Raw genomic sequence first — 25330 nt, 5'->3', positions numbered from 1 at the left:
TTTGGATCATGCAGGCGTTAAATTAATACCGCCGCAGACCCGAGCTGGTCTACCAGGACTCGAACCTAGACTAACTGAACCAGAATCAGTCGTGCTGCCAATTACACCATAGACCAATACGTGGTTAGACCAGCGTCGTACCCCCGACCGGATTCGAACCGGCGCTACCGCCTTGAGAGGGCGGCGTGCTAGGCCGCTACACAACGGGGGCCCTAGCGATCCTGCATCGTGGCCACCGGGAGCTACCCAGGTGGTCACGCGGGAAGGATCTGTACCCCCGACCGGATTCGAACCGGCGCTACCGCCTTGAGAGGGCGGCGTGCTAGGCCGCTACACAACGGGGGCTTTGTGGATGCCATCCACGGTTTGCAGATGAGCTCTGCGAGCTGGCCTACCTGGACTCGAACCAAGACTAACTGAACCAGAATCAGTCGTGCTGCCAATTACACCATAGGCCACCGGGGCAACTTCCCCGCGAGGGGGATCTTGCTCGGCTTGCGCTTTCCGGGTTCTTGCCTTTCGGCTTGCTCCCCTCGGCGCAGGAAGAACATTACCCGAAGGTGGACGGTGCTCCAAAACGGGTATCCCCGCGGAGCAGCGGGGGGAGCTGGTGGAGGTCGGTGATGCGGCGGAGGCCGGGCTGCTCGCCGGTGTCGGCGCGGTCCAGCCAGATGCCGTGGAGCCCCGCCTCCTGGGCGCCGAGCGCGTCGATGTCGGGCCGGTCCCCGACGTACGCCACCTGGTGCGGGGCGAGGCCCAGGGCCGTACAGGCGGCGTGGAAGGCCTCGGCGGCGGGTTTGGCGGCGCCCAGCTCGGCGGCGCACAGGACGGCCTCGAAGCGGTGGCGGACGCCGAGGGCGCGCAGCTTGGGCTCCTGGGCGCGGATGCTGGAGTTCGACAGGACGGCCTGCCGGTAGTCGGCGGCGAGCAGGTCGAGGACGGGCAGGGCGTCGGGGAAGAGCTCCCAGGCGGCCTCGTAGTGGGCCACGTACCGGTCGAACCAGGCGTCGGCCTCGGCGTCGGTCATCCCCGGCCGGTCCAGGAAGTCGCGGACCCGCCAGCGCCGCTGCTCCTGCCAGTCCCCCAGGCCGTCCTCGTAGCGCCGCCAGTGGATCTCGGTGAGCTCCTTCCAGCGGCACAGGGCGTCCTCGACGGTGCCGTGCAGCCCGGCCAGGCCCTCGGCGGCGAGGTGGGCGCGCATGCCGGCGCGGTCGGCGCCCGCGTAGTCGAAGATCGTGTCGTCCACGTCCCAGAGGACGGCGCGGATGCTCATGGGACCGACCGTACCGCCGGAACCCCGCCCCGGTCAGGGCTTCCCGACGTCCACCGCCCACACGCCGGTGCCGTCGTACGCCTCGGGCTCGGCCGTCAGGACCTGCCCCTCCGGGGAGCTCGCCGCGGCCGCGTACACGGCGTGTGCGTGCCGCCAGTCGAGACCGGCGGTCACCGCCTGCTCGACGGCGGCCGTGGCGGCGAAGTCGAGCGGCAGGAACTCCAGACCGGGCAGCGCCCCGGCGTGCGCGACGATCCCCGGTAGTTCGAGGCTCGCCGCGAACAGGCAGAGCGCCGGCACGTGGGCGCGCTGGGCGGGGTCGTCCACCTCGACCACGACGATCGAGGACAGCAGCCGATGACCGCGCCCGAGCGCCACCATGGCCGTGTGATCGAGGATGATCACCTGCGACTCCCCACCCGCCGCTCGGCGATGGCCTGGCGCCACGCCTGGCCCTCGCGCAGGACGGCGTCGTCGACTTCGGCCCCGAACTGCTCACGGACGTAGGCGATCGCCTTCGCCGTTCGTTCGGCGCGCTCGGTCTCGGTCGGGATGGCGGCCACCATGCGCTCGACATAGGCCCGCGCGCTCAGGCCGCGCTCCTCGGCCAGCGTGCGGAGGCGGTCCCTTATCTCGCCACTGATCTTGATGGTGGTGTCAGCCATGACCCGAGAATACCAATGAATACCGAACGGCGTGGGCGATTCGGCCTGCCCCCTTCGCCGTACCTGCCTGGCCTTCTGGCAGAAGGCCAGGCAGGTACGGCGTGCGGTTAGGCGGCAAGCGCCGTGGGGCGTGCCCGGTTCAGGAGGTCCTTGAAGACGATCTCCAGGGCGTCGATCTCCTCGTTCGCGAACAGGTCCTCGGGGCCGTTCGGTGCCCGGTCGGTGAAGGGGGCCTCGTACAGGTCCGCCACTCCGATGATGCCGCGCTGCACGACGACGTCGATGATCAGGGTGATGAAGTCGAGCTGTCGGGCGCTGAGCCGCTTGCCCGCGATGAACGATTCGAGTGCCCGCTGTGCCGCCCGGCGGTCGAGCCCGCAGAGCTTGCGGACGAACAGGCCCAGCCCTTCGCCGGAGTCCTTCACCGCTTCGAGGTCCTCGGGGGACGCGACGGCTTCGGCGAGGAAGACCTTCTCCAGACCGGCGATGTCCTCCTCGGTGATCTGCTCGTTGTGGCGGAGCTTGCGGACAGCGGGCTGGTCGGCGTGGTTGAGGAGGTAGGTGCGGGCCTTCTGCCGGAGGCGCTGCTCGTCCGTGCCGACGGGGACGCCGTGGATCTCCGCTTCGGTGATCTCGCCCAGCTCGTCCTCGAAGTCGGTGAAGACGACCTTCCGCTTGGCCTTCGGGTCGGTGAGTCTGACCAGCGCGCGCAGTCGGCGGCGCATCTCCTCCAGCATCGGCAGGGTGGCGTCCTGCCACCACTCCTCACCCGCGACGGCTTCGAGGAGCGCCGCCTGCTCGGCCACGGCCGGGATGTTGGTCTTGCCGAGGAGATCGTCGGCGATCTCCCGGATGCGCTTCCGCAGCTTGACGTAGTCGGCCCCGCCTTCGAGGGCGGCGAGCTGGAGGCTGTACGCCATGAGGTCGAAGCGCTTCGCCTCTTCGCCGTTCTCGGTCTCGTCCGGCGTGTGCTCGGTCGGCAGGGGAAGCAGGGCGTCGCGGATGGCCGCGTCCGCTTCGTCGTCGATGCGGTGCCAGGAGGCGAAGTCGCCGAAGGTCTCCACCGTCCGCAGATGGGGGCGTACGAGGAAGTTGTCGGGGTTCATCCCCGCGACGGTGCGGTGCAGCCGGTGTGCCAGCGACCAGCGGACCTCGGCTTCCGTGGCGATGCCGTCCGGGCCCGCGTCCCGGCCGGCGTCCGGCTGCTGTCGGCGGTCCAGTGCCCGGACGAGGTCGAGCTGGCGCCGGAGGATCTTCTCGGTGAGCGAGACCGCCTGGCGGGCTTCCACGGAGGCGAGGCCGCTGTTGAAGAAGTCGATGTTGCCGCAGAAGTCGAAGACCCGGAAGTCCTGCTTGTCGCGGTCGGGGCCGTACAGGCCCTTGCGCAGCCGGGTGCCGCGGCCGATCATCTGCCAGAACTTCGTCTTGGAGAAGACCGGCTTGGCGAAGACCAGGTTCACGACCTCGGGCACGTCGACGCCGGTGTCCAGCATGTCGACGGAGATGGCGATGTCGGGAGCGTTCGGCGGGTTCTTCGGGTCGGAGAAGGCGTCGATGAGGCTCTGGGCGTAGGTCTCCTTGTAGGTGATGACCCGTGCCGTGTGTCCGGCGCCCGCGGGGTAGTTGGCGTTGTAGCGCTCCTCGATGAAGCGCGCGTGGTCGTTGTTCCTGGCGAAGACGATGGTCTTGCCGAGGCGGTCGCCGCCCTCCACGCGGTGGCCCTGCGTGACGAGGACCTCCAGCATCTTGTCGACGGTGTCCGCGTTGAAGAGGAACTTGTTCATCTCGTGCCGGCCGACGGCGTCCGGCACGTCACCATCCTCGGACCACTCCTTGGCGTCCCACTCGGCCTTCTCCTCGTCCGAGAGTTCGTCGTACCGGATGCCTCGCTCCATGAACCTCAGCGGTACGCGGACGGAGGCAGCGGGCACCAGGTAGCCCTCGTCCACGGCCTGCTGGAGGCCGTACGAGTCCGTGGGCACGCCGTCCTCCAGCTGGAACAACCGGTAGGTGTTGCGGTCGATCTCGTCCTTGGGGGTGGCGGTGAGCCCGAGGAGCAGCGAGTCGAAGTAGCGGAAGATCTCCCCGTACTTGGCGTAGACGGAGCGGTGGGCCTCGTCGATGACGATCAGGTCGAAGTAGCCGGGCCCGAAGCGGCGTCGGCCGGCGTCGTCCGTGGTGTCGATCAGCCGCATCATCGTCTGGTAGGTGGAGACGAAGACGTGCGCCGACGCGTGCTTGTCGTCGAGGAGGCTGGCGACCGGGGTGTTCGGCAGATGTTCCTTGAACGCCTTCACGGCCTGGTTGACCAGGGTCTGGCGGTCGGCGAGGAAGAGTACCCGCTGCACCCAGTTCGCCTTCTTCAGCTGGTCCACGAGGGCGACGGTGGTACGGGTCTTGCCGGTGCCGGTGGCCATGACGAGAAGGGCCTGCCGCATGCCGTCCCGCTCGAAGGTCTCGCCCACGCGGGCGATGGCCTGCTTCTGGTACTTCCGGCCGGCGATCTTCTCGTTGACCGGCGCGGTGGTGAGCGAGCGGCGTTCGGCTCGCTGCCGGATGCGCCAGCGGAGCTGGTCCTGGGTGAGGAAGCCCTGCACCGGCCGGGGCGGGTACTTCATGGCGTCGTCCCAGAGGTACGTCTCGTACCCGTTGGTGTAGAAGATCAGCGGGCGGCGGTGGAACCGGGCCTCGATCGCGTCCGCGTACAACTTGGCCTGCTGTTGCCCGTCGCGGGCGTCCCGCTTGGTGCGCTTGGCCTCGATGACGGCGAGGGGCTTGCCGTCATCACCCCACAGGACGTAGTCGACGTACCCCGTACCACTGGCCGATCCTGCGAAGCCGGTGACCTCGTACTCGGTGTCCCGCCCCTTCTCCAGGCCGTCCCAGCCGGCCTCCTTGAGGAGGAGGTCGATGAAGGCGCTGCGGGTGGTGGCCTCGTCGTAGTCGTGGGTGTCCCGGACCTGCTGGTTGGCCTTCTTGGCGAGGGCGATCTGCTTGCGCAGTTCCTCGATCTGCCGCGCCTGCTCCTCGTTCGCCTCGCGCGCGGCCTTGAGCTCCTTGGCCTGCTGCTCGTAGCGGCGCTGGTCCTCCTCGGCCTTCGCCTTGAGCTCGGCCTGCTTGGCGAGGCGGGCCTGTGGGGAGAGGGGGCGGGGGATGCGGTCGGCGTCGAAGGCGATGCCGGAGGGTGGGGTCTGCACGCGCGCGTAGGTGCGGGCGAACCAGTAGAGGGCGTGGAACAGCTCCCGGAGGCTGTCCACCGCGTTCTTCACCGGCACGGGCGCGGACTTGTGCACGGCGTTGTTGCCCTGCCGCCGGACGAGGTCCATCTTCACGCCGACGGCCGGCCCGACCTGCGCCTTGAACGTCGGCTCGTGCAGCATCGCGGCGAGATCCGTCTTGTACGGCGCGTGAAGGGAGGTGTCGGTGTCGTACATCCAGTGCACGGCCTGCTCCAGAACGCGGCGGGCGTAGAAGCAGGCGGCTCGGGGGTCCGTGTGGGCCAGCCGCTCGGCGTGCGCGGCCTCGGCGTGGAGGGCCGGCCACTCGGCGCGGAGGAAGTCGAAGTTGCCGGGCGGGCGGGCGATGTTCTGAGCGGCGTTGGTCTGGGGGCCGATGGGAGGCAGGCCGGGCGTGCCCGGTTTGTTGGGTGTGGCCCCCTGCGGCGGCCCGGGCTTCGGTGCAGGCTTCGGTGGGGTGGGCTTCGCGCCCGGCGCCCCGCTGTTCGCCTGCCCCTTGCTGCTCTCGTCGCTCCCCATGCTGGTGCGGCGCCCCTTCCCCGTGATGCGGCGTGCGGTGTGCCGCGCGGCCTCCCCTGGCTACGCGCGTACGCCGGTGTCGTGTGCGGCCGTTGCGGGTGTTCGGCCGCGCGGTGCTGCGCGGCCGAACGCCCCGGTGGCCTGGTGACTGAACGTGCGGGTGTTGATGTTGGTTCCGCGCCCGGTGGCGGGGCCCGGAGGGCTGCGGGTTACGCGGCTTCGCGCTCCCAGAGACGGCCGGAGAAGGCGCGCTGCTGGATGGAAGCGGAGAGCTCGTCGAGGGTGGCGAGGTGGACTCGGTGACGGGCTCGGACCTCGTCCAATGCGGCCAGTCGCCGAAGAAGGCGCTCTTGTTCAGAGATCTCAGGAAGCGGAATCATGAAGTTTTCGATCTGTTCGAAGTTCAGTCCTGGTTTCGTCTGCCCGTACTGCGCCTTCGAAATCTGCCGTTGCCCTTCTGACGGAAGACTCAAGAAACGCGCCAAAAACCCCGGCCTCAGCCGTTCTGTCGCAGGACGGAGAATCGCCACATGCTGACTGACGTAGGAGCCCTCCGCCACGTCCGGAACTGCAGCCACCCGCCCGATGAGTGATCCCGTGATGGTAAGGAGGACATCCCCCTTCCGAACCCTTGTACGTCGCGCTTCCGCATTTTCTGGAGGTGTCACGAACACTGCCCGATCGAGAGTCACTTCATTCATCTGTACATCAAGCGAGCGAATGAATCGGGCACCTTCGTCAGAATAATACTTTGCCCACCCGCGCCCGCCGCTCGTAATGAAGTCAAGACATTCTCCAAGCCGAACCCGATCCCCACTCCACTTCCCCCCGAAGAGGTCAAGAAAAACGGACTGCGCAAGGTCGTCGACTAGGGCGATGGCCTCGCGGCGCTTGGCGCGCTGGGAGTCCACCTGGTCGAGGACGGCGGCGATGCGCCTCTGCACCGCGACAGGAGGAAGGGGAACCTTGAGTGCCAGCAGACTTTCCTTGCTGACGGTCGCCTGATTGACCCACCGCTTACAAAGGCCAGCGAAGACTCCTAGCGAGAACTGGTAGGATAGCCATTTACTCAGATAGTAACTGTCCAGCAATTCGCTCTTCGTCCGGATCCTCTGGAAGTGGTTGCTATAGACCACCTCCTCATCCAGCTCGGGAAAATAGAGCGTCTTTCCGACCAGCTCTGGGCTATTAGTGGCATTGAACAATACGTCACCGGGCTCCAGGCGGCTCTTCTCGACTCCCGGAGCCGAACGCGGCACTCTGCGCCGCTTCGTCAGGTCGAGTTCGCCATGCTTCGTGACGTTGTTCATCCGGATCTGAAAGATCCCGTCCTCGTCCTGATCTCCACAGGCAAATCCGGGCTTCGCCTCCCGGATAAGCATCGCCAAAGGCACGCGATCCCACGCCGTCACGCCAGCATCCCCTTGAGCTCGGCCGTCCCCTTGGCGATCTCGGCGTCCAAGCGCTCCAGATCCGCCAGAATCTCCAACGGCGCCCGGGTCTCGACCTCCTCGTGGACGATCTCTTTGTAGCGATTCAGGCTCAGGTCGTAGCCCTGGGCCGCGATGTCCGCCTTGGGGACGCAGAAGCTCTGGTCCGTGCGCTCGCGCTCAAGCTCCGAGCCGCCGCGCTCGTGCCAGCGGGCGAGGACGTCCGGGAGGTTGTTCTTGGCGTGCTCCTCCGGGGAGAAGGGGTCCCCCATCGGACGGACGCCGAAGCGGTCCTCGGGCACCAGCAGGTTCCGCTTGTCGTCCAGGCTCAGGCCGTCCGCCTGGACGTCGTAGAACCAGACGTTGTCCGTGCCGCCGCTGTCTGTGCGGGTGAAGAACAGAATCGCGGTCGAGACACCGGCGTACGGCTTGAAGACCCCGCTCGGGAGCTTCACTACGGCGTCCAGCTTGTGGTCCTCAACCAGCATGCGGCGCAGTTCCTTGTGGGCCTTCGTCGAGCCGAAGAGAACACCGTCCGGGACGATGACCGCCGCCCGGCCACCGGGCTTGAGGAGGCGCAGGAACAGCGCGAGGAAGAGGAGTTCCGTCTTCTTCGTCTTGACCACGCGCAGCAGGTCCGCCGCCGTCTCCTCGTAGTCCAGGCTGCCCGCGAACGGCGGGTTCGCCAGGATCAGGGAGTACTTCTCCGACTCCCCCGCCGCCGACTCCGCGAGCGAGTCGCGGTAACGGATGTCCGGGTTCTCGATGCCGTGCAGCAGCATGTTCATCGAGCCGATGCGGAGCATCGTGGAGTCGAAGTCGAAGCCGTGGAACATGCTCGCGTTGAAGTGTTCGCGCTGTTCCCTGTCCAGGAGCGCGTCCGCGTGCTCGCGCTTCACGTACGACGCCGTCTGCACCAGGAAGCCGGCGGTGCCGCAGGCCGGGTCGCAGACCTCATCGCCCGGCTTCGGCTGGGTCATCTCGACCATCAGGTCGATGATGTGGCGCGGAGTGCGGAACTGGCCGTTCTGGCCGGCCGTCGCGATCTTCGCCAGCAGGTACTCGTAGATGTCGCCCTTGGTGTCGCTCGACTCCATCGAGATGGCGTCCAGCAGGTCGACGACCTTGGCGAGCACGCTGGGCTTGGGGATGGTGAAACGGGCGTCCCGCATGTGGTGGGAGTACGTCGACTCGTCGCCGCCCATCGCGCGGAGATAGGGGAAGACGCCCTTCTCCACGATGTCGTACATCACCTCGGGGTCGCGGGCCTTGAAGTTCTGCCAGCGCAGTTCCTGCTGGTCCGCGTCGAAGAACGGGTCAGGGTCCGGCACGCCCGTACGGTTCGCCTTGTTGTCCTTGCGGGTCTGGAGCTCGTCCAACCGCTTGATGAAGAGCAGATACGTGATCTGCTCCATCACCTCAAGGGGGTTCGAGGTACCCCCGGTCCAGAACGTGTCCCAGACACGACTCACCGTGCTCTTCAGCTCGCCCGTAATCACAGACGCGATCCTACGACCCGCCAGTGACACACCGGGACGAGTCGGCCAAGCCTCCGGCAGCGCGGCGGGAACGGTCAGCCCGTGGACTCGCCGGTCTCACGCTCGATGACGAACGAGCCCTTGCCGACGACCGTCCGCACGTAGCCCATCTCGGCCAGCAGCACCAGCGTCTTACGGGCGGTTCCCCGCGCGATCCCGAACTCCTGCATCAGGCGATCGACGCCGGGCACGGCACGGCCCATCGGGTACACGCCGCCCGCGATCCGAGCGATCAGCACCGCGGCGAGCTGCAGGTACAGCGGGTCCGCCGCTTCCGGGTCCAGCTCATCGTCCGGGCCGTAGCCCTCCGGGATGTCCACCATGACAAGACCGTATGAGGCCAGGGTTGGCGAAGCATTTTGATGTCATGCCATGGCAGGGCATGACCAGGTTGGCGTATCCTCCAACATCAAGAGACCCCGGCGACGGCGTTGTGAGGACGGCCGTCCCGGGGCATGGCCACCAACTTCAACGGAGTTGCTGACGTGAGCATTATCCATGCCCTGCTGTGCTGGGCCCCGTGTCTCCTCCTCCCCGACTCCGGGAGGCGCCGAGCATGTCGGCCCCTGCCGAGCGGCGCCCGGGTGCAGGCCCGCCGCTCCCCCGCGCCCGGGCCCGTCTCGTACCGTCCGCCCCGCCGGTCCCCCCTCGTCCACACCCTCCCCCTCGACGGGCGCGCCACCCCTCTCGTACGGCCGTACCTCGTGACGCACGAGCGGCTGGACGTCCAGCAGCGGCGTCGGCTGGCGCTCGTCCTGGCCGCCGATTTCGGTATCGACCTCGGTCAGCACGTCGTCGGGGCGCCGGGGTGGACCGCGTGAGCGGGCCGGGCGACGCGCCCCGGCGGCCCGTGCGGATGTGTGTCCGCTGCCATGCGGTCACCGACAACCCGACCGTCGTGTGCGAGGTGCACCAGAGCTCCGGGCCCGGGTTCAACGTGTACGCCTGCGAGGCGTGCGCCCCGCAGTTCCCGCCGCTGCCGGACGTGCTCGATCTGCTGCCTCGTCGGCGTCCACCCGAGGGCGCGCGGTGAGCCCGTCGCGGCTGTCGCCGGAGTGCGCGCTCGCGCGGCGGCCCGGGTACGCGGACCTCCACGGCGACTGCCGCCGGATCGAGGACGTCCCGTTGCCTCACGGGACGGGGCTGGTGCTGTTGCCTCGTTGCGGCTGTGCCTGCCACCGGCGAGGGCCGGAAGCGGCGTGCCCCGCGGCCCTGACCGGTGCGGATGGCTGAATCCTGACGCTTTCCAGGCGTCTCGCCGCGATCGGCTTGACCGTCGGAAAACGGCTTGCCAGCATCGGGAGCAGAAAGCAAAACACCGCGCATATGGCTGCGCAGACCCTGTGGCCGTCCCTTCGGGGGCGGCCACAGATGTGTTCAGGGGAGGTTCGGTGCATCTCTGCTACATCGACGAGGCGGGCAACGGGCAGACGTTCGAGCCGGCCAGGCCGGACGCCCCTCCCGTCCTCGTCGTCGGCGGATTCACCGTGCCCCGCTCCCAGGTGAAGGCGCTGACCTGGGAGTTCCTCAATGTGAAGAAGCACTATCGGCCCGAGTTGCAGCGGGCTGAGCGGCTTTCCGAAGTGATCCAGCACGAGATCAAGGGCTCCGACGTGCGGAAGAACCTCCGCGCGGGCAACCGCAACTGGCGGCGGGCCGCGATGGGGCTCGTGTGCTCGCTGCTCGACATACTGGAGAGGCACGACGCCCGTGTGCTGGCCCGGGTCTGGATCAAGGAGGAAGGGCGGGCGTTCAACGAGTCCGGCGTCTACCCCACCTCCGTCGCCGCGCTGCACGAGACCTTCCAGGCCCAGCTGGCGTACGAGCACTCACGCGGCATGATGGTGCTCGACAGCCGCACCAAGGTGAAGAACGCGCCCAACGTCCACTGTGTGACCACGCGGAAGTACCGGTCCGGCGGTGACAGTCTGCGCGGAGTCATCGAGTCCCCGGTCTTCGGGCACAGCGACACCCACACGCTGCTTCAGGTGGCCGACCTCCTCGTGTCCTCTCTGCTGTTCCCCGTCGCCTGCCACGCTTATCTGAGCGACGTGGAGTGGAATGTGCACTGCGACGACGCGTATCGGTCATTGTCCGAGCAGTTCGGGGAGCGGCTGAAGAACCTCCAGTTCCGTTACCGGGATGCCGAAGGCAGGTGGCGCGGCGGGATCGTGGTGTCCGACCGACGGACGCGGCGGCCGTCGAGCCTGATGTTCGGTCCTCTCAAGCCGCCCGCCGTCGCTCCTCGGCTCATCCCCTCGCCGTCGGCCGGGGACGGGCCTGCCCCTCACCCCGTAGCGTCAGGGCGGACATGACGAGAGGGGCGGCGGCCGGACATCTTCCGGCCGCCGCCCCTCCGATGCGTACAGGCGCTGTCTACGCGGCGAGCTTCGTCAGGGCCGCGTCGATGCGGGCGAGGGTCTTCTCCTTGCCCAGGATCTCCAGGGACTCGAAGAGCGGCAGGCCGACCGTGCGGCCGGTGACGGCGACGCGGACCGGGGCCTGGGCCTTGCCGAGCTTGAGGCCGTGGGCCTCGCCGGCGGCCAGGACCGCGTTCTTCAGGGACTCCGGGTCGGTCCAGTCGGCCGCCTCCAGCTTCTCGCGGGCGGTGGTGAGGAGGGCCGCGGGCTCGCCCTTCATCGCCTTGTCCCAGGAGGGCTGGTCGAAGACCGGCTCGGGGAGGAAGAGGAAGTCGACGTTGGCCGTGATGTCCGAGAGGACGGTGAGGCGGGTCTGGGCGTGCGGGGCGATCCGCTCCCAGGCGGCGCGGTCGAAGTCCTCGGGGGCCCAGTTCGCGTGCGGGGCCCGCAGCCAGGGCTCGCAGGCCTCGGTGAAGGCCTTCACGTCGAGCATGCGGATGTGGTCCGCGTTGATGGACTCGGCCTTCTTGAGGTCGAAGCGGGCCGGGTTGGCGTTGACGTCCGCGATGTCGAACTTCGCCACCATCTCGGGGATGGTGAAGATGTCCTGGTCGGCGGAGAAGGACCAGCCGAGGAGCGAGAGGTAGTTCAGCAGGCCCTCGGGGAGGAAGCCGCGCTCCCGGTAGAGGTTGAGGGAGGACTGCGGGTCGCGCTTGGAGAGCTTCTTGTTGCCCTCGCCCATCACGTACGGCAGGTGGCCGAAGGAGGGGATCTCCTTGGCGACGCCCAGCTCGATCAGCGCCTTGTAGAGGGCGATCTGGCGGGGGGTGGAGGAGAGCAGGTCCTCGCCTCGCAGGACGTGGGTGATCTCCATCAGGGCGTCGTCGACCGGGTTGACCAGGGTGTAGAGCGGGGCGCCGTTGGCCCGGAGGATGCCGTAGTCCGGCACGTTCTCCGGGGTGAAGGTGAGCTCGCCGCGGACCAGGTCGGTGAAGGTGATCGGCTCGTCGGGCATCCGGAAGCGGACGATGGGCTCGCGGCCCTCCGCCTCGTAGACCGCGAGCTGCTCGGCGGTCAGCTCGCGGCAGTGGCCGTCGTAGCCCGAGGGCTTCCCGGCGGCGCGGGCGGCCTCGCGGCGGTCGTCCAGCTCGGTGGTGGTGCAGTAGCAGCGGTACGCGTACCCGTTGGTGAGGAGCTTGTCGGCGACGTCCTTGTAGATGTCCATGCGCTGCGACTGGCGGTACGGGGCGTGCGGGCCGCCGATCTCCGGGCCCTCGTCCCAGTCGAGGCCGAGCCACTTGAGCGAGTCGAGCAGCTGCTCGTACGACTCCTCGGAGTCGCGGGCCGCGTCGGTGTCCTCGATGCGGAAGACCATGGTGCCCTGGTTGTGCCGGGCGAAGGCCCAGTTGAAGAGGGCGGTGCGGACCAGGCCCACGTGGGGGTTGCCGGTCGGGGACGGACAGAAACGGACGCGGGGGGGTGCCCCCTGCTCGAGCGAAGTCGAGAGCTTGGGGGAGTTCGCGTTAGCCACGCTTGATCACCTTGTTGGTGAGAGTGCCGATGCCTTCGATGGTGACGGCGACCTCGTCGCCGACGGTGAGGGGGCCGACCCCGGCGGGGGTGCCGGTGAGGATGACGTCGCCGGGGAGCAGCGTCATGGCCTCGGTGATGTGGACGACCAGGTCCTCGATGGAGCGGATCATGTCGCTCGTCCGACCGAGCTGGCGCTGTTCGCCGTTGACCGTGGCCTGGAGGGCGAGGTCGCTCGGGTCGAGGTCGGTCTCCACCCAGGGGCCCAGCGGACAGCTCGTGTCGAAGCCCTTGGCGCGGGCCCACTGGGCCTCGCGCTTCTGGACGTCGCGGGCGGTCACGTCGTTGGCGCAGGTGTAGCCGAAGATCACGTCCTTGACGCGCTCCCGGGGCACCTCGCGGCACATGCGGCCGATCACCACGGCCAGTTCGGCCTCGTGGTGCAGCTCGCTGGAGAAGGAGGGGTACTCGATGGCGTCGCCGGGGCCGATGACGGAGGTGGTCGGCTTGAAGAAGGCGACCGGGACCTCCGGGACCTCGTTGCCGAGCTCCTTGGCGTGCTCCGCGTAGTTGCGGCCGATGGCCACGACCTTGTTGGGGAGCACGGGCGGCAGGAGCCGGACCTTGCTCAGCGGGACCTTGGTGCCGCTGAGCTCGAAGTCGGTGTACGGGATGCCCTTGATGATGTCGAGGACCAGGCCGCCGGACTCGACGGTCCCCTCGCCCTCGACCGCGCCGAAGGCGACATTGCCGTCGATGGAGAATCTGGCGATGCGCACGAGTGCTGTGGCCCCTCACTTGGTGCTGGCTGGAGTCTGACGCTCCAGGCTAGCGCGGCGCGGGGCGGCCGACCGGCGGATATCGCCGGTGGCGGGCGGGTGGGCGCGCCTTTCGGGGGCGGCTGCCCCGGTCGGCTTTCCGGGCCGGCTTCAGGGGCGGCTTTCCGGGGCGGGCGGGTCAGGCCTCGGTGAGGTAGGCCGGGACGTGGGGCGCGGGGGGCTGCATGAGGACGGTACGGCGCGGGTTGGCCGTGGTGCCGGGCAGCTCCGTCGCGTACTCGGGGGTGGCGCCGCGGTCGAGGGCGGCGGCGTCCGCGAGGTGGGCGAGGGTGGAGCGGCGCGGGTTGGCCGTGGTGGCGGGCGTGGGTGCAGTCATCGCGCTGGCAGACCTTGTTCCGGGACGGGCGCCCGTGCGGGCGCGGGGATGATGCTGTAAAGCGTCAGGCTAAATCAAGGCGTTCCCTTCGAATGCATGGCTAAGGCATCCATTCTCGTGTGAGTTTCCTCACCAACGGACGGACATTCCGGGCATTACGGACGGTCATGTCAGGTCACGGAAAGGGGCATTACGCCACTGAACGATCCATTCCGCTCCTGATCATCGCTACTGGGACACTCGGGGACGCCGAGTCATTGCAACGGAAAAGTCCGAATCCTCCGTGATCATCTTCTACGCGCCGTGACCTCCCGCGCACGGGTTGTCATCGGTGCTGCGGTACAGACCGCAGCCCTTGTTGGAGGTCCGGCACTGTGCTGGAATTCCACGCACCGTCGTGGGTTTCAGAAGCCGGCACGCAGGGGGCGCAACGCAGCGCCGGCCGAGCGGCGGAGGAGGGGGATCTGCGCCGGTCACCGACGACCACCCGGGGCGCGCCGACGCGCCCCATCGACGCCGACACCGTCCGCTCCGGTTCCACCCGGAAGGACGCCTGGTCCAGAGGTTGCGACGCTAGTGCAGGGACGTTTCAAGAGGGATGGCGCGGGCTCCGCCCCGGCCCGCAAGGGTCGCGCGGACGCTCCGTCGGAGCAGGAACCGCGTACCGGGGCCGATCGCGGTCCCGGGGCCCCGCACTCCGCCCAGCAGGCGCCCGGCCCGGGCGGCCAGGGCAGGAACCAGGGCAAGGCCGCGCGGCCGAACGGCGAGCCCGGCGAGGGCTCCGCACGCCGTTCCGGCCCGTCCGCCGCGCCCGGCGAGTCCGACGCGGCCACCGCCGCGCGCGGGAAGAAGAAGGGCGGGGAGAAGGACGCCCCGCCCACGAACCCCGAGAACTCGACCGGCCCCCGAATAGCCCTGCGCAACTGGCGCATCTCCACGCGCCTGGTGGCCCTGCTGACCCTCCCCGTGGTCGCGGCCACCAGCCTCGGCGGCATCCGCATCAACGAGTCGCTGCAGGACATGCAGCAGCTCGACCACATGCAGCTGCTCACCAAGCTGACCCGTGAGGCGACCGCGCTCGCCCAGGCCCTCCAGGCCGAGCGCGACCTGTCCGCCGGTCCGCTCGCCAACGGCCGCCCGGTCAGCGACTACCAGATCGCCAACCCGCGGCGCCGCACGGACCGTCAGTACGACGCCTTCCTCGACGCGACCCGGGCCATCCCGAACGGCGAGAACGACGAGGCGCTGCGGAGCATCCGCTCGAACGTCAACACGATCGCCTCGCAGGTCATCGACCTCACCAACATCCGGGGCAACGCCTACAAGAAGGGCGTCCAGCACTCGGTGACGGTCGAGGCGTACAGCCGTCTCATCCGCTCGCTGCTCAGCCTCTCCCAGGACATGGCGCAGGCGACCAGCAACCCCGAGATGATCAAGCGGACCCGCGCGCTCGCCGCGTTCTCGTCCGCCAAGGAGTACGCCTCCATCCAGCAGGCGATCATCGCGGGTGCCCTGCCGGCCAGCGACAAGACCACCGGCCAGTTCAAGCCCGGTGACCGCCTCTACGGCGAGGCCGCGCTCAGCGGCGAGAGCAACGCCTTCAAGTCCTTCACGGCGATCTACGAGGCGACCGGCGGCAACGCCGCCGACCTCACCGACTCGCTGCGCTCCGGCAACCCCACGATCGTGGACGCCGAGAAGTACGCCGAGCGGGTGCTGAAGTCCGACGCCGCCATCACCAGTCAGAGGGACAAGCGCGGTTACCTCAACTTCACCGACGAGTACGAGACCAAGATCGCGGCCATGGGCCGCATCGAGAACCAGCTCCTCGGCGAGATGGAGACGATGGCCCGTGAGCTGCGGCAGGAGTCGCAGCGCGAGGCCATCATCAACGGTGCGCTGATCCTCCTCGTCCTCGGCGTCTCGCTCATCGGCGCCTTCGTCGTGGCGCGGTCCATGATCCGCTCGCTGCGCCGGCTCCAGGACACCGCGACCAAGGTCGCCCAGGAACGCCTGCCCGAGCTCGTCAAGCAGCTCTCCGAGTCCGACCCGCAGGACGTCGACACCTCCGTCGAGTCCGTCGGTGTGCACTCCCGGGACGAGATCGGCCAGGTGGCCGCGGCCTTCGACGACGTGCACCGCGAGGCCGTCCGCCTCGCCGCCGAGCAGGCCCTCCTCCGGGGCAACGTCAACGCGATGTTCACCAACCTCTCGCGCCGTTCGCAGGGTCTCATCCAGCGTCAGCTCTCGCTCATCTCCGAGCTGGAGTCCCGCGAGGCCGACCCGGACCAGCTCTCCTCGCTCTTCAAGCTCGACCACCTCGCGACCCGTATGCGCCGGAACGGCGAGAACCTCCTCGTCCTCGCGGGCGAGGAGCCGGGCCGCCGGTGGACCCGCCCGGTCCCGCTGGTCGACGTGCTCCGCGCCGCCGCCTCCGAGGTGGAGCAGTACGAGCGCATCGAACTGGCCGCGGTCCCGGCGACCGACGTCGTCGGCCGGGTCGTCAACGACCTCGTGCACCTCCTCGCCGAGCTGCTCGAGAACGCCACCTCGTTCTCCTCCCCGCAGACCAAGGTCCGGGTCACCGGTCACGCGCTGCCCGACGGCCGCGTGCTCGTCGAGATCCACGACACCGGCATCGGCCTCTCCCCCGAGGACCTGGCGGCGATCAACGAGCGGCTCGCCTCGCCGCCCACCGTGGACGTCTCCGTCTCCCGCCGCATGGGCCTCTTCGTGGTCGGCCGCCTGTCCCTGCGACACGGCATCCGCATCCAGCTGCGCCCGTCCGACTCGGGCGGCACCACCGCGCTCGTCATGCTCCCGGTCGACGTCGCCCAGGGCGGCCGCAAGCCGGCCCCCAAGCAGGGCCCGGGCTCCCAGGGCGCGGCCCCGCAGGGTGGCAACGCCCCCGGCGGCCGTCTCCCCGGCGGCCCCGGCGCGGGCGGTGGTCCCGGCGCGGGCGGTCCCGGTGCGGGCGGTCCCGGTGCCGGACGTCCGGGCCTCGGCGGCCCGTCGGCTCCGGCCGGCCGGCTCGGCGCCGGTCCGGGTGGCGCACGCGGCCAGGTCGGCCCGGCCGGTGGTCCGCGCACCGCGCTGCCCGCCCGTGACGGCGCGCCGCAGGCCCCCCAGGCCCCGGCCCCGCAGCAGCCCCAGCAGCCCCAGCAGCCCCAGCCGGCCAACGCCCAGCTGGAGCAGACCGGTCAGCTTCCGCAGCTCCCCAAGCCGCAGCAGCCCGGCCCCGGCGCCGGTCTCATCGGCGGCGCGGCCAGCGCCATCCCGTCCCGTACGGACGTGTGGGGCGGCCGTCAGCAGAGCCCGCAGGAGCCGCAGGCCCCCCAGGTCCCGCAGCAGCAGGACCCGCTGGGCGCCCCGAACGGCTTCCCGCGCGCCGAGCTGCCCGGCGGCAACCCCCAGCGCCCGCAGGCCGCGAGCTGGGGCAGCGACCCGGCCCAGCAGCAGCCGGTGCGCCGCCCGCAGCAGGACATGACGCCGCTGGACGCCCCGCGCGGCCACGACGACCCGGAGACCACGGGCTCGTTCGCCGCGCCGGGCGCCCCGCAGGGCCCCGGTTCGACCGGTCAGTTCCCGCGCCCCGACTTCGGTGCCCCGCAGGCGCCCCAGGTCCCCCAGGCCCCGCAGGCCCAGGACCCGGCGTCCACCGCGCAGTTCGCGCGTCCGGACTTCGGTGCCCCCCAGGGTCCCGGCTCCACGGGCCAGTTCCCGCGCCCGGACTTCGGCGCCCCGCAGGCCCCCCAGGGTCCGGGTTCCACCGGCCAGTTCCCGCGCCCGGACTTCGGCGCACCGCAGGCGCCCCAGGCCCCCCAGGCTCCGCAGTACCAGGGCCGTCCGCCGTACGGCAACCAGCCCTTCGTACCGCAGGCGCAGCAGCAGCCGCAGGCCCCGCAGCCCCCGGCCCCGCGTCAGCGCACCGGCAACGACTTCGGCGCACCGCAGCAGGCGGGACCGCAGCAGCCGGGTCCCCAGCAGGCCGGTCCCCAGCAGCTCGGTCGGCCGCGTCGTCCGGAGGCCCTGCCGCCGGCGCCGGGCGCGGGCGAGGGACGTACGCCGCTGTACGACACGCTGGAGACCAACTGGTTCCACCAGGACCAGGGTCAGCAGCAGGCCCAGGGCCGTCCGGCGCAGCCGGCGCCCCGGGTCGAGCAGACCACGCAGACCCCGGTCGTGCAGCAGCCCGCCCCGGCGGGTCCGCGGCCGGCCGGCGGTCCGGTCGCCGGTGACGGCGGCCGGACGGGCGGAGCCGCCTGGCGGCCCTCGCCCAACGACGACCTGGTGCGCCAGGCCGAGCGGGCGCGCAAGCCCTCCGCCGGCGGGGTCACCACCTCCGGTCTTCCGCGCCGTGTGCCGAAGGCCAACCTCGTACCCGGGACCGCCCAGGAGCAGGCCCACACGGCCGGCCCCCAGGTCTCGCGTGCACCCGACGACGTCCGCGGCCGGCTCACCAACCTGCGCCGCGGCATCCAGCAGGGCCGTCAGGCGGGCAACTCGACCACGGGTAGCTTCCACCTCGGTCCGAACCACCAGCAGGAGCGATAGTTGAGCGCGATGAGCCAGGCGGCGCAGAATCTGAACTGGTTGATCACCAACTTCGTGGACAACACCCCCGGGGTGTCCCACACAGTGGTGGTCTCCGCCGACGGCCTTCTGCTGGCCATGTCCGAAGGATTCCCCCGTGACCGCGCCGACCAGCTGGCGGCGGTCGCGTCCGGACTCACCTCGCTGACCGCGGGCGCCTCCCGGATCTTCGAGGGCGGTCCCGTGGCCCAGACCGTGGTGGAGATGGAGCGCGGCTTCCTCTTCCTCATGCAGGTCTCGGACGGCTCCTCGCTGGCCGTGCTCGCGCACCCCGAGTGCGACATCGGCCTCGTGGGCTACGAGATGACGCTGCTGGTCGACCGGGCCGGCAGCGTCCTCACCCCGGATCTCCGCGCGGAGCTCCAGGGCAGCCTGCTGCACTAGCGGCCCCACCCGCCCGCGGCACCCGCCCTCCCCTCGACGGGGCGGTACCTCCCCCTCACGTACCGCCCCCGCACCGTTCACCGTCCGGCCGCCCCACCCGGCCCCCCACCGGCCCCATCAGACGGCAGAAGTCTTGCTGTCACGCCCGGAGGATTCATGACACCGCCCCCCGCCACTCACGATCCGTACGGCGGCTCGTCCCAGGACGATCCGTACGGTCATGAGGGCGACCAGCCGCTGGTCCGTCCGTACGCGATGACCGGCGGCCGGACCCGGCCGCGTTACCAGCTCGCCATCGAGGCCCTGGTCAGCACCACGGCCGACCCGGCGCACCTCGCCACGCTCCTCCCCGAGCACCAGCGCATCTGCCACCTGTGCCGTGAGGTCAAGTCGGTGGCCGAGGTGTCCGCCCTGCTGACGATGCCGCTCGGTGTCGCCCGGATCCTCGTGGCCGACCTGGCCGAGGCGGGCATGGTGGCGATCCACCAGCCGGGCAACGGAGAAGCCGGCGGCACGCCGGACGTGACACTGCTCGAAAGGGTGCTCAGTGGACTTCGCAAGCTCTAGCGGCGACGCCGCCAGATCGACCACCAGCGCGAAGATCGTGGTGGCCGGCGGCTTCGGCGTGGGCAAGACCACGTTCGTCGGCGCCGTCTCGGAGATCAACCCGCTGCGTACCGAGGCCGTGATGACCGCGGCCTCCGCCGGGATCGACGACCTGACCCACACCGGCGGCAAGACCACCACCACGGTGGCGATGGACTTCGGCCGCATCACGCTGGACCAGGACCTGATCCTGTACCTCTTCGGTACCCCCGGTCAGGACCGCTTCTGGTTCATGTGGGACGACCTCGTCCGCGGCGCCATCGGCGCCGTCGTCCTCGTCGACACCCGCCGCCTCGCCGACTGCTTCCCCGCCGTCGACTACTTCGAGAACTCGGGCCTCCCCTTCGTCATCGCCCTCAACGGCTTCGACGGAAACCAGCCCTACACCCCCGACGAAGTCCGCGAGGCCCTCCAGATCGGCCCCGACACCCCCATCATCACCACCGACGCCCGCCACCGCGCGGACGCCAAGAGCGCGCTCATCACCCTCGTCGAGCACGCCCTCATGGCCCGGCTCAAGTAGCCTTCCCACCTGGGCAGTTGTCATATGCCGCCGGATCGGGACGGCCGGGGCCGAGCTGTGTCCTTGGCCACGGGCCGGCCCGGGCTTCATAACATTTCGACAGAGAATTCGGGCGCCTCGGACACCCGACGCATCCGATCGGTGTCACTGCGCTCACATGAGCCCCGCCATTTGGCGGGGCTCGCTCTTTATGCCCGTTTTAGGTGAGGCGTGGACCACGGAAAGCGGGCCCGTCCCACTGTTTGGAACCGGCCCCCTTCACGTGCTGCAATTCATGAACTCCCGAGTAGTACGGCCCTGAACGAAACACCGGCACGACGTAGGTGCCGACGCCGAGAGGTTGTTGGTCGAGTGAGGCGCAGCATGGACAGCTCCGCGGAGCAGGAGGCGCGGGGCAACTTCACCCCGCCGTCGCGCGGCGCGGTGTCGCCCGCGGACGTACCGGTGACGCCCGAGCCCGCGCCCGCCCCCCGGGGCAGCTCCAGCAAGCTGTCCCCGCGCAACTGGCGCGTGCCCACCCGGCTGAACGCGATCCTCCTCATACCCGTGCTCGTCGGCCTCGTCATGGGCGGTTTCCAGGTCAAGGGGTCCATCGACACCTGGCAGGAGGCCCAGGACGCCGAGAAGACGGCGCGCATCGTGCGCGCCGCCTCGGAGTACTCCACCGCGCTCCTCAACGAGCGCGACCTGACGGCCGCCCCGCTGCTCTCCGGCAAGGACCGCGACAGCCAGGAGATCACCCAGGCGTACGCGGCCACCGACGCGGCCCGCGCCGCCTTCGACAAGGCCGTCGAGAACATGCCGTCGGGCCAGGGCCTCGAACGGCGTCTGCAGACGTTCAAGAACGAGGAGCCCAAGCTCGCGGCGCTCCGCAAGATCGCCTACACGGCCTCGCAGGACCCGGTGAACACCCAGCTCGCGTACACCGGCGTGCAGCACTACCTCATGGAGTTCTCCAACGAGCTCGGCCTGGGCACCGGCAACGTCACCAGCTACGGCCGGACCGTCTACGCGATCCAGCTCGCCAAGGGCGCCGCGTCGCTCCAGCGCTCCATCGGCACCCAGCTGCTCGTCCGGCCGAGCGCCAAGCCCGCCGTCTTCGCCCAGCAGTCCGTCGCCTTCAACTCGTACAACTACCTGGAGCAGATCGCCCTCGGCGAGTACAACTCCGGTGGCACCGCCGAGGACGTCGAGCGGCTGAAGAAGGTCATGACCGGCAAGGCCGCCGAGGGCGAGAAGCGGATGCAGGCCGCCGGCATCACCCTGCCCAAGGGCAAGGACGGCTCGGTCTACTCCGGCCTCGCGGGCGCGATCGGCAGCGCCCAGGACGCCGACGCGGCCAAGGCCCTCGCGGCCAGGGGGATCAACGCCGAGACCTGGCTGGCGGTCGCCACCGCCAAGTTCGAGGGCTACAGCGAGGTCGAGAAGGTCCTCGTCGACAAGGCCGTGGCCGAGGCCACCACGATCTCCGACGACGCCAAGACGGACGCCTGGGTCACCGGCGGCATCGTCGTCGTCGCCCTGCTCGCCGCCTTCATCCTCGCCGGGATGATGGCCCGGCAGATGAGCCGCTCGATGAGCGAGCTGCGCACCGCCGCCTTCGGCATCGCCGAGCAGCGCCTGCCGATGCTGGTCGACCAGCTCTCCCGTACCGAGCCCGGCCGGGTCGACACCCGGGTGCAGCCCATCCCGATCGACTCGCAGGACGAGATCGGCGAGGTCGCCCGCGCCTTCGACCAGGTCCACCGCGAGGCCGTGCGGCTCGCCGCCGAGCAGGCCATGCTCCGCGGCAACGTCAACGCGATCTTCACCAACCTCTCGCGCCGCAACCAGTCGCTGATCGAGGGCCAGCTGACCCTCATCACCGACCTGGAGAACAACGAGGCCGACCCGGACCAGCTGGAGAACCTCTTCAAGCTGGACCACCTGGCCACCCGTATGCGCCGCAACGGCGAGAACCTCCTCGTCCTCGCCGGCGAGGAGCCGGGCCGCCGCTGGGACCAGCCGGTCCCGCTGGTCGACGTGCTGCGCGCCGCCTCCTCCGAGGTGGAGCAGTACGAGCGCATCGAGATCGAGGGCGTGCCGGAGGCCGACATCCACGGCCAGGCCGTGACCGACCTCGTGCACCTGCTCGCCGAGCTCCTGGAGAACGCCACCACGTTCTCCTCCCCGCAGACCAAGGTCCGCGTCACCGCGACCCGTCTCCCCGACGGGCGCGTGATGGTCGAGATCCACGACAAGGGCATCGGCCTCACCGCCGAGGACTTCGCGGACATCAACCACAAGCTGGCCAACCCGCCGACGGTGGACGCGGCCGTCTCCCAGCGCATGGGCCTGTTCGTGGTCGGCCGGCTCTCCGACCGCCACGGCATCCGGGTCCAGCTCCGCCCCTCGGGCGAGCAGGCGGGCACCACCTCGCTGATCATGCTGCCGGACGCGATCACCCACGGTGGCGGTGGCGAGCAGCCGGTCCAGGACGACTTCACGGTCTCCCAGATCATCCCGCACCAGCAGCAGACCGGTTTCGAGGCCCCGGGGGCCCCGATGCGGACCGCGGCCGAGCTCGGCTTCGACGACTCGCGCTACGAGCAGCAGGACGAGGGCCGCCGGCTGGACCCGGTCAACCGCTCGCTGAACCGCGAGGAGCGCCGCGCGGCCCTGGAGGCCCAGGTGCAGGGCGGCGACCGCCCGCTCTTCCAGGACGAGACGGAGCAGGGCCGGGAGTACGGCCAGGAGTACGGCTCCGAGTACGACCAGGAGCAGGGCTACGGCCAGGAGTACGGCTCCGGCTACGAGCAGCAGCAGGGCCAGGCCCAGGAGTACGGCCAGGAGTACCACCAGGACTACGCCCAGGGGTACGAGCAGCAGCCGCAGGACGGCTACGGCTACCCGCAGCAGCAGGGTTACGAGACCTACGACCAGCAGCCCGAGGCGTACCCGCAGCAGACGTATGCGGAAGCGGCGTACGGCAGCCAGGAGACGGGCCACGCCGGATACGACCAGGCGTTCGAGGGCCGGTCCCACCAGGGCCAGTGGCCGGAGCAGAGCTCCTACCAGGGTGCTTTCGACCAGGGTTACCGGCCGGAATCGGAATCTTCGCAGGCCGCTCCCGAACAGGGCCGTGAGCGCGTAGGCTTCGACCGTCCGGCTCCGGCTCCGAGTCCCGCTCCGGACACCGGCCACGCACTGACCGACGCCGGTCTGCCGCGCCGCGGCGGTGTCGCCCCGCAGGCGCCCCAGGCGCAGCGGCCCGTACCGCCGGCCCAGCCCGCGCAGCCGGCGGGGCAGGACGAGAAGAACGAGAACGACGGCTCCGACGAATGGCGCTCGGCCAATGACGAGCGCTGGGAGCAGGCCAAGAAGCTCCGCGAGCCGAAGGCGGGCGGGGTCACTCCGTCCGGTCTCCCCCGGCGCGTCCCCAAGGCCAACCTGGTCGAGGGCACCGCGGAGCAGACCCCGCAGGGCGGCCCCCAGGTCTCCCGCGCACCCGAGGACGTGCGGGGCAGGTTGAGCAACCTGCGCCGCGGTGTCCAGCAGGGACGCACCGCGGGGTCGGACACGAACGGATCGGGCCTCGGCCCGGGTAGTACCTACAACCAGGAGCGTTAGTGTGAGCCCGATGAGCCAGGCGGCGCAGAATCTGAACTGGTTGATCACCAACTTCGTGGACAACACCCCCGGGGTGTCCCACACGGTGGTGGTCTCCGCCGACGGACTCCTGCTGGCCATGTCCGAGGGGTTCCCCCGGGACCGTGCCGACCAGCTGGCGGCGGTCGCCTCCGGGCTGACCTCGCTGACCGCGGGCGCGTCCCGGATCTTCGAGGGCGGCGCGGTCAACCAGACCGTGGTGGAGATGGAGCGCGGCTTCCTCTTCATCATGTCGATCTCGGACGGCTCCTCGCTGGCCGTCCTCGCCCACCCGGAGTCCGACATCGGTCTGGTGGGCTACGAGATGGCCCTGCTCGTGGACCGCGCGGGTTCCGTCCTCACCCCGGACCTGCGGGCGGAACTCCAGGGAAGTCTTCTCAACTAACAGACACACAGTGCGTTCCACGTCACCGCACCGTTAGGGTGCGGTGACGCGGTCCAAGGGACATGGGCCGCGAGGCAGTCGAGGAGGAGACGTGGGAACACCCCCGGGGGCGAACCCCTACAACGGTTTCGATGCGCATCAGGCGCCGCTCGGCGACACCGCGCAGAACCGGTACAACTTCCCTTCCGCACCCAGCGGACAGGGGGTCTCCCCGTCGTACGGGCAGCCGCAGGCCCAGCGGCCGGCGGCCCAGCGCCCCGCGAGCGGCGGCGCGCACAACCCTCTCGTGCGTCCCTACGCGATGACCGGTGGCCGGACCCGGCCGCGTTACCAGCTCGCCATCGAGGCACTGGTCAGTACGACGGCCGATCCGGCCCGGCTGCAGGGGCAGTTGCCCGAGCACCAGCGGATCTGCCGGCTGTGCTTCGAGATCAAGTCGGTCGCGGAGATCTCGGCCCTTCTCTCCATCCCCCTCGGCGTTGCCCGGATCCTCGTCGCCGACCTGGCCGAGGCCGGACTTGTCGCCATCCACCAGCCCGGCGGCGACGAGGCCGCCGGCGGTCAGCCAGACGTGACACTGCTCGAAAGGGTGCTCAGTGGACTTCGCAAGCTCTAGCGGCGGTGCGGCCCGTTCTACCACCAGCGCGAAGATCGTGGTGGCGGGCGGCTTCGGCGTGGGCAAGACCACGTTCGTCGGCGCCGTCTCGGAGATCAACCCGCTGCGTACCGAGGCCGTGATGACGTCCGCGTCGGCGGGCATCGACGACCTCACGCACACCGGCGACAAGACGACGACGACTGTCGCCATGGACTTCGGCCGCATCACGCTGGACCAGGACCTGATCCTGTACCTCTTCGGTACCCCCGGTCAGGACCGCTTCTGGTTCATGTGGGACGACCTCGTCCGCGGCGCCATCGGCGCCGTCGTCCTCGTCGACACCCGCCGCCTCGCCGACTGCTTCCCCGCCGTCGACTACTTCGAGAACTCGGGCCTCCCCTTCGTCATCGCCCTCAACGGCTTCGACGGAAACCAGCCCTACACCCCCGACGAAGTCCGCGAGGCCCTCCAGATCGGCCCCGACACCCCCATCATCACCACCGACGCCCGCCACCGCGCGGACGCCAAGAGCGCGCTCATCACCCTCGTCGAGCACGCCCTCATGGCCCGCCTGCGGTAACCCGTCCCGACGGGTCGTCGGCAGCGACACGAAAGGGCCCCGCTCCTCGAAGGAGCGGGGCCCTTTCTCGTGCTGTGCCGCGGGCGTCAGCGCCAGCTGTGCGGGGCGCGGAAGCCGTTCTCGCGCTCCAGGCGGCGCCAGCCGGCGGCGGTGCGGGCGTGGCCGGCTACGGCGGGTTCGGGCTGGGTGGCGGCGCGGGCGAGCAGGACCGCGGTGAGGGCGGCCAGTTCCTCGGGATCGGCCTGGCCCTTCTCGACGCGGAGCAGGCCGGCGGTGGCGGGTGTGGTCACTTCGGTGGGCTCCTCTT

Annotated in this window: 22 protein-coding genes and 4 tRNA genes; 11 read left to right on the top strand and 15 right to left on the bottom strand. The window is 69.9% G+C overall.

What is annotated here, in order from left to right:
• Positions 1–44 precede the first annotated feature (44 nt).
• From QK442_RS12485 to QK442_RS12435, 11 genes are all read right to left on the bottom strand, one after another.
• A tRNA-Gln gene (locus tag QK442_RS12485) sits at positions 45–116 on the bottom strand.
• Between the two features lie 22 nt (positions 117–138).
• Positions 139–211 (bottom strand) — tRNA-Glu (locus QK442_RS12480).
• Between the two features lie 61 nt (positions 212–272).
• Positions 273–345: transfer RNA gene (locus QK442_RS12475), tRNA-Glu, on the bottom strand.
• A gap of 41 nt (positions 346–386) precedes the next feature.
• Positions 387–458 (bottom strand) — tRNA-Gln (locus QK442_RS12470).
• Positions 459–550: 92 nt separating this feature from the next.
• Entirely contained in the window at positions 551–1273 is a 723-nt protein-coding gene (locus QK442_RS12465) for an HAD family hydrolase (protein ID WP_282693974.1), read from the bottom strand.
• Between the two features lie 33 nt (positions 1274–1306).
• The gene (locus QK442_RS12460) at positions 1307–1678 is read right to left on the bottom strand and encodes a hypothetical protein (protein ID WP_282693973.1); all 372 of its coding nucleotides are present in this window, start codon (positions 1676–1678) and stop codon (positions 1307–1309) included.
• Positions 1675–1938, bottom strand: coding sequence for a hypothetical protein (locus QK442_RS12455; RefSeq protein WP_282693972.1), 264 nt, complete (start codon positions 1936–1938; stop codon positions 1675–1677). Before QK442_RS12455 ends, QK442_RS12460 begins: the two co-directional genes overlap by 4 nt.
• A gap of 107 nt (positions 1939–2045) precedes the next feature.
• Positions 2046–5693 carry a DEAD/DEAH box helicase family protein gene (locus QK442_RS12450; RefSeq protein ID WP_282693971.1) on the bottom strand — a complete coding sequence of 1216 codons (3648 nt, stop codon included), beginning with the start codon at positions 5691–5693 and terminating at the stop codon, positions 2046–2048.
• Positions 5694–5902: 209 nt separating this feature from the next.
• A complete protein-coding gene (locus tag QK442_RS12445; RefSeq protein ID WP_282693970.1) occupies positions 5903–7105 on the bottom strand; it encodes a restriction endonuclease subunit S in 1203 nt (400 codons plus the stop codon).
• On the bottom strand, positions 7102–8595 hold the full coding sequence (locus QK442_RS12440; protein ID WP_282694115.1) for a class I SAM-dependent DNA methyltransferase: 1494 nt from the start codon (positions 8593–8595) through the stop codon (positions 7102–7104). The genes QK442_RS12445 and QK442_RS12440 overlap by 4 nt, the downstream gene beginning before the upstream one ends.
• 101 nt (positions 8596–8696) lie before the next feature.
• A complete protein-coding gene (locus tag QK442_RS12435; protein ID WP_282693969.1) occupies positions 8697–8984 on the bottom strand; it encodes a GntR family transcriptional regulator in 288 nt (95 codons plus the stop codon).
• A gap of 162 nt (positions 8985–9146) precedes the next feature.
• On the opposite strand from QK442_RS12435, the gene QK442_RS12430 reads away from it, so the two are divergent.
• The 3 genes from QK442_RS12430 (at position 9147) to QK442_RS12420 (ending at position 10976) form a co-directional block, all read left to right on the top strand.
• The gene (locus QK442_RS12430; RefSeq protein WP_282693968.1) at positions 9147–9482 is read left to right on the top strand and encodes a hypothetical protein; all 336 of its coding nucleotides are present in this window, start codon (positions 9147–9149) and stop codon (positions 9480–9482) included.
• Positions 9479–9694, top strand: coding sequence for a hypothetical protein (locus QK442_RS12425; protein ID WP_282693967.1), 216 nt, complete (start codon positions 9479–9481; stop codon positions 9692–9694). Before QK442_RS12430 ends, QK442_RS12425 begins: the two co-directional genes overlap by 4 nt.
• Before the next feature lie 358 nt (positions 9695–10052).
• Positions 10053–10976: a DUF3800 domain-containing protein gene (locus tag QK442_RS12420; RefSeq protein WP_282693966.1), complete on the top strand. Its 924-nt coding sequence runs from the start codon at positions 10053–10055 to the stop codon at positions 10974–10976.
• A 61-nt stretch (positions 10977–11037) separates the two neighbouring features.
• On the opposite strand, the gene gltX is transcribed toward QK442_RS12420, so the two are convergent.
• From gltX to QK442_RS12405, 3 genes are all read right to left on the bottom strand, one after another.
• Positions 11038–12552, bottom strand: a complete 1515-nt coding sequence (gltX, locus tag QK442_RS12415) for a glutamate--tRNA ligase (protein ID WP_282693965.1) — start codon at positions 12550–12552, stop codon at positions 11038–11040.
• Complete coding sequence (locus tag QK442_RS12410) at positions 12545–13330, bottom strand: fumarylacetoacetate hydrolase family protein (protein WP_282693964.1); 786 nt, start codon at positions 13328–13330, stop codon at positions 12545–12547. Before QK442_RS12410 ends, gltX begins: the two co-directional genes overlap by 8 nt.
• Positions 13331–13508: 178 nt before the next feature.
• Entirely contained in the window at positions 13509–13706 is a 198-nt protein-coding gene (locus QK442_RS12405) for a hypothetical protein (protein ID WP_282693963.1), read from the bottom strand.
• Between the two features lie 576 nt (positions 13707–14282).
• Here QK442_RS12405 and QK442_RS12400 point away from each other — a divergent pair.
• From QK442_RS12400 to QK442_RS12365, 8 genes are all read left to right on the top strand, one after another.
• The gene (locus QK442_RS12400) at positions 14283–18260 is read left to right on the top strand and encodes a nitrate- and nitrite sensing domain-containing protein (protein WP_282693962.1); all 3978 of its coding nucleotides are present in this window, start codon (positions 14283–14285) and stop codon (positions 18258–18260) included.
• Positions 18261–18269: 9 nt separating this feature from the next.
• Positions 18270–18683, top strand: a complete 414-nt coding sequence (locus QK442_RS12395; RefSeq protein ID WP_053644606.1) for a roadblock/LC7 domain-containing protein — start codon at positions 18270–18272, stop codon at positions 18681–18683.
• A gap of 156 nt (positions 18684–18839) precedes the next feature.
• Positions 18840–19250 carry a DUF742 domain-containing protein gene (locus QK442_RS12390; protein WP_282693961.1) on the top strand — a complete coding sequence of 137 codons (411 nt, stop codon included), beginning with the start codon at positions 18840–18842 and terminating at the stop codon, positions 19248–19250.
• Positions 19231–19812: an ATP/GTP-binding protein gene (locus QK442_RS12385; RefSeq protein ID WP_282693960.1), complete on the top strand. Its 582-nt coding sequence runs from the start codon at positions 19231–19233 to the stop codon at positions 19810–19812. The genes QK442_RS12390 and QK442_RS12385 overlap by 20 nt, the downstream gene beginning before the upstream one ends.
• A 351-nt stretch (positions 19813–20163) precedes the next feature.
• Positions 20164–23421, top strand: coding sequence for a nitrate- and nitrite sensing domain-containing protein (locus tag QK442_RS12380; protein WP_282693959.1), 3258 nt, complete (start codon positions 20164–20166; stop codon positions 23419–23421).
• 10 nt (positions 23422–23431) lie between these two features.
• On the top strand, positions 23432–23845 hold the full coding sequence (locus tag QK442_RS12375; RefSeq protein ID WP_128978734.1) for a roadblock/LC7 domain-containing protein: 414 nt from the start codon (positions 23432–23434) through the stop codon (positions 23843–23845).
• Between the two features lie 91 nt (positions 23846–23936).
• Positions 23937–24461: a DUF742 domain-containing protein gene (locus QK442_RS12370; protein ID WP_282693958.1), complete on the top strand. Its 525-nt coding sequence runs from the start codon at positions 23937–23939 to the stop codon at positions 24459–24461.
• Positions 24442–25023 (top strand): ATP/GTP-binding protein, encoded by a 582-nt coding sequence (locus QK442_RS12365; RefSeq protein ID WP_282693957.1) that lies wholly within the window; start codon positions 24442–24444, stop codon positions 25021–25023. Before QK442_RS12370 ends, QK442_RS12365 begins: the two co-directional genes overlap by 20 nt.
• 86 nt (positions 25024–25109) lie before the next feature.
• Here QK442_RS12365 and QK442_RS12360 read toward each other — a convergent pair whose 3' ends face one another.
• Positions 25110–25313, bottom strand: a complete 204-nt coding sequence (locus QK442_RS12360; protein ID WP_282694114.1) for an acyl-CoA carboxylase epsilon subunit — start codon at positions 25311–25313, stop codon at positions 25110–25112.
• Between the last annotated feature and the right edge of the window lie 17 nt (positions 25314–25330).

Origin of the sequence: Streptomyces sp. CC208A (assembly GCF_030010625.1) — a bacterium.
GTDB lineage: Bacteria > Actinomycetota > Actinomycetes > Streptomycetales > Streptomycetaceae > Streptomyces.
This window is presented reverse-complemented; position numbering and strand designations above follow the sequence as displayed.

Excerpts from the sequence above, each read along its gene's own strand:
- QK442_RS12375 (WP_128978734.1), top strand. The coding sequence starts at position 23,432 with ATGAGCCAGGCGGCGCAGAATCTGAACTGGTTGATCACCAACTTCGTG.
- QK442_RS12465 (WP_282693974.1), bottom strand. The coding sequence starts at position 1,273 with ATGAGCATCCGCGCCGTCCTCTGGGACGTGGACGACACGATCTTCGAC.
- QK442_RS12455 (WP_282693972.1), bottom strand. The coding sequence starts at position 1,938 with ATGGCTGACACCACCATCAAGATCAGTGGCGAGATAAGGGACCGCCTC.
- QK442_RS12435 (WP_282693969.1), bottom strand. The coding sequence starts at position 8,984 with ATGGTGGACATCCCGGAGGGCTACGGCCCGGACGATGAGCTGGACCCG.
- QK442_RS12405 (WP_282693963.1), bottom strand. The coding sequence starts at position 13,706 with ATGACTGCACCCACGCCCGCCACCACGGCCAACCCGCGCCGCTCCACC.
- QK442_RS12395 (WP_053644606.1), top strand. The coding sequence starts at position 18,270 with ATGAGCCAGGCGGCGCAGAATCTGAACTGGTTGATCACCAACTTCGTG.
- QK442_RS12390 (WP_282693961.1), top strand. The coding sequence starts at position 18,840 with ATGACACCGCCCCCCGCCACTCACGATCCGTACGGCGGCTCGTCCCAG.
- QK442_RS12450 (WP_282693971.1), bottom strand. The coding sequence starts at position 5,693 with ATGGGGAGCGACGAGAGCAGCAAGGGGCAGGCGAACAGCGGGGCGCCG.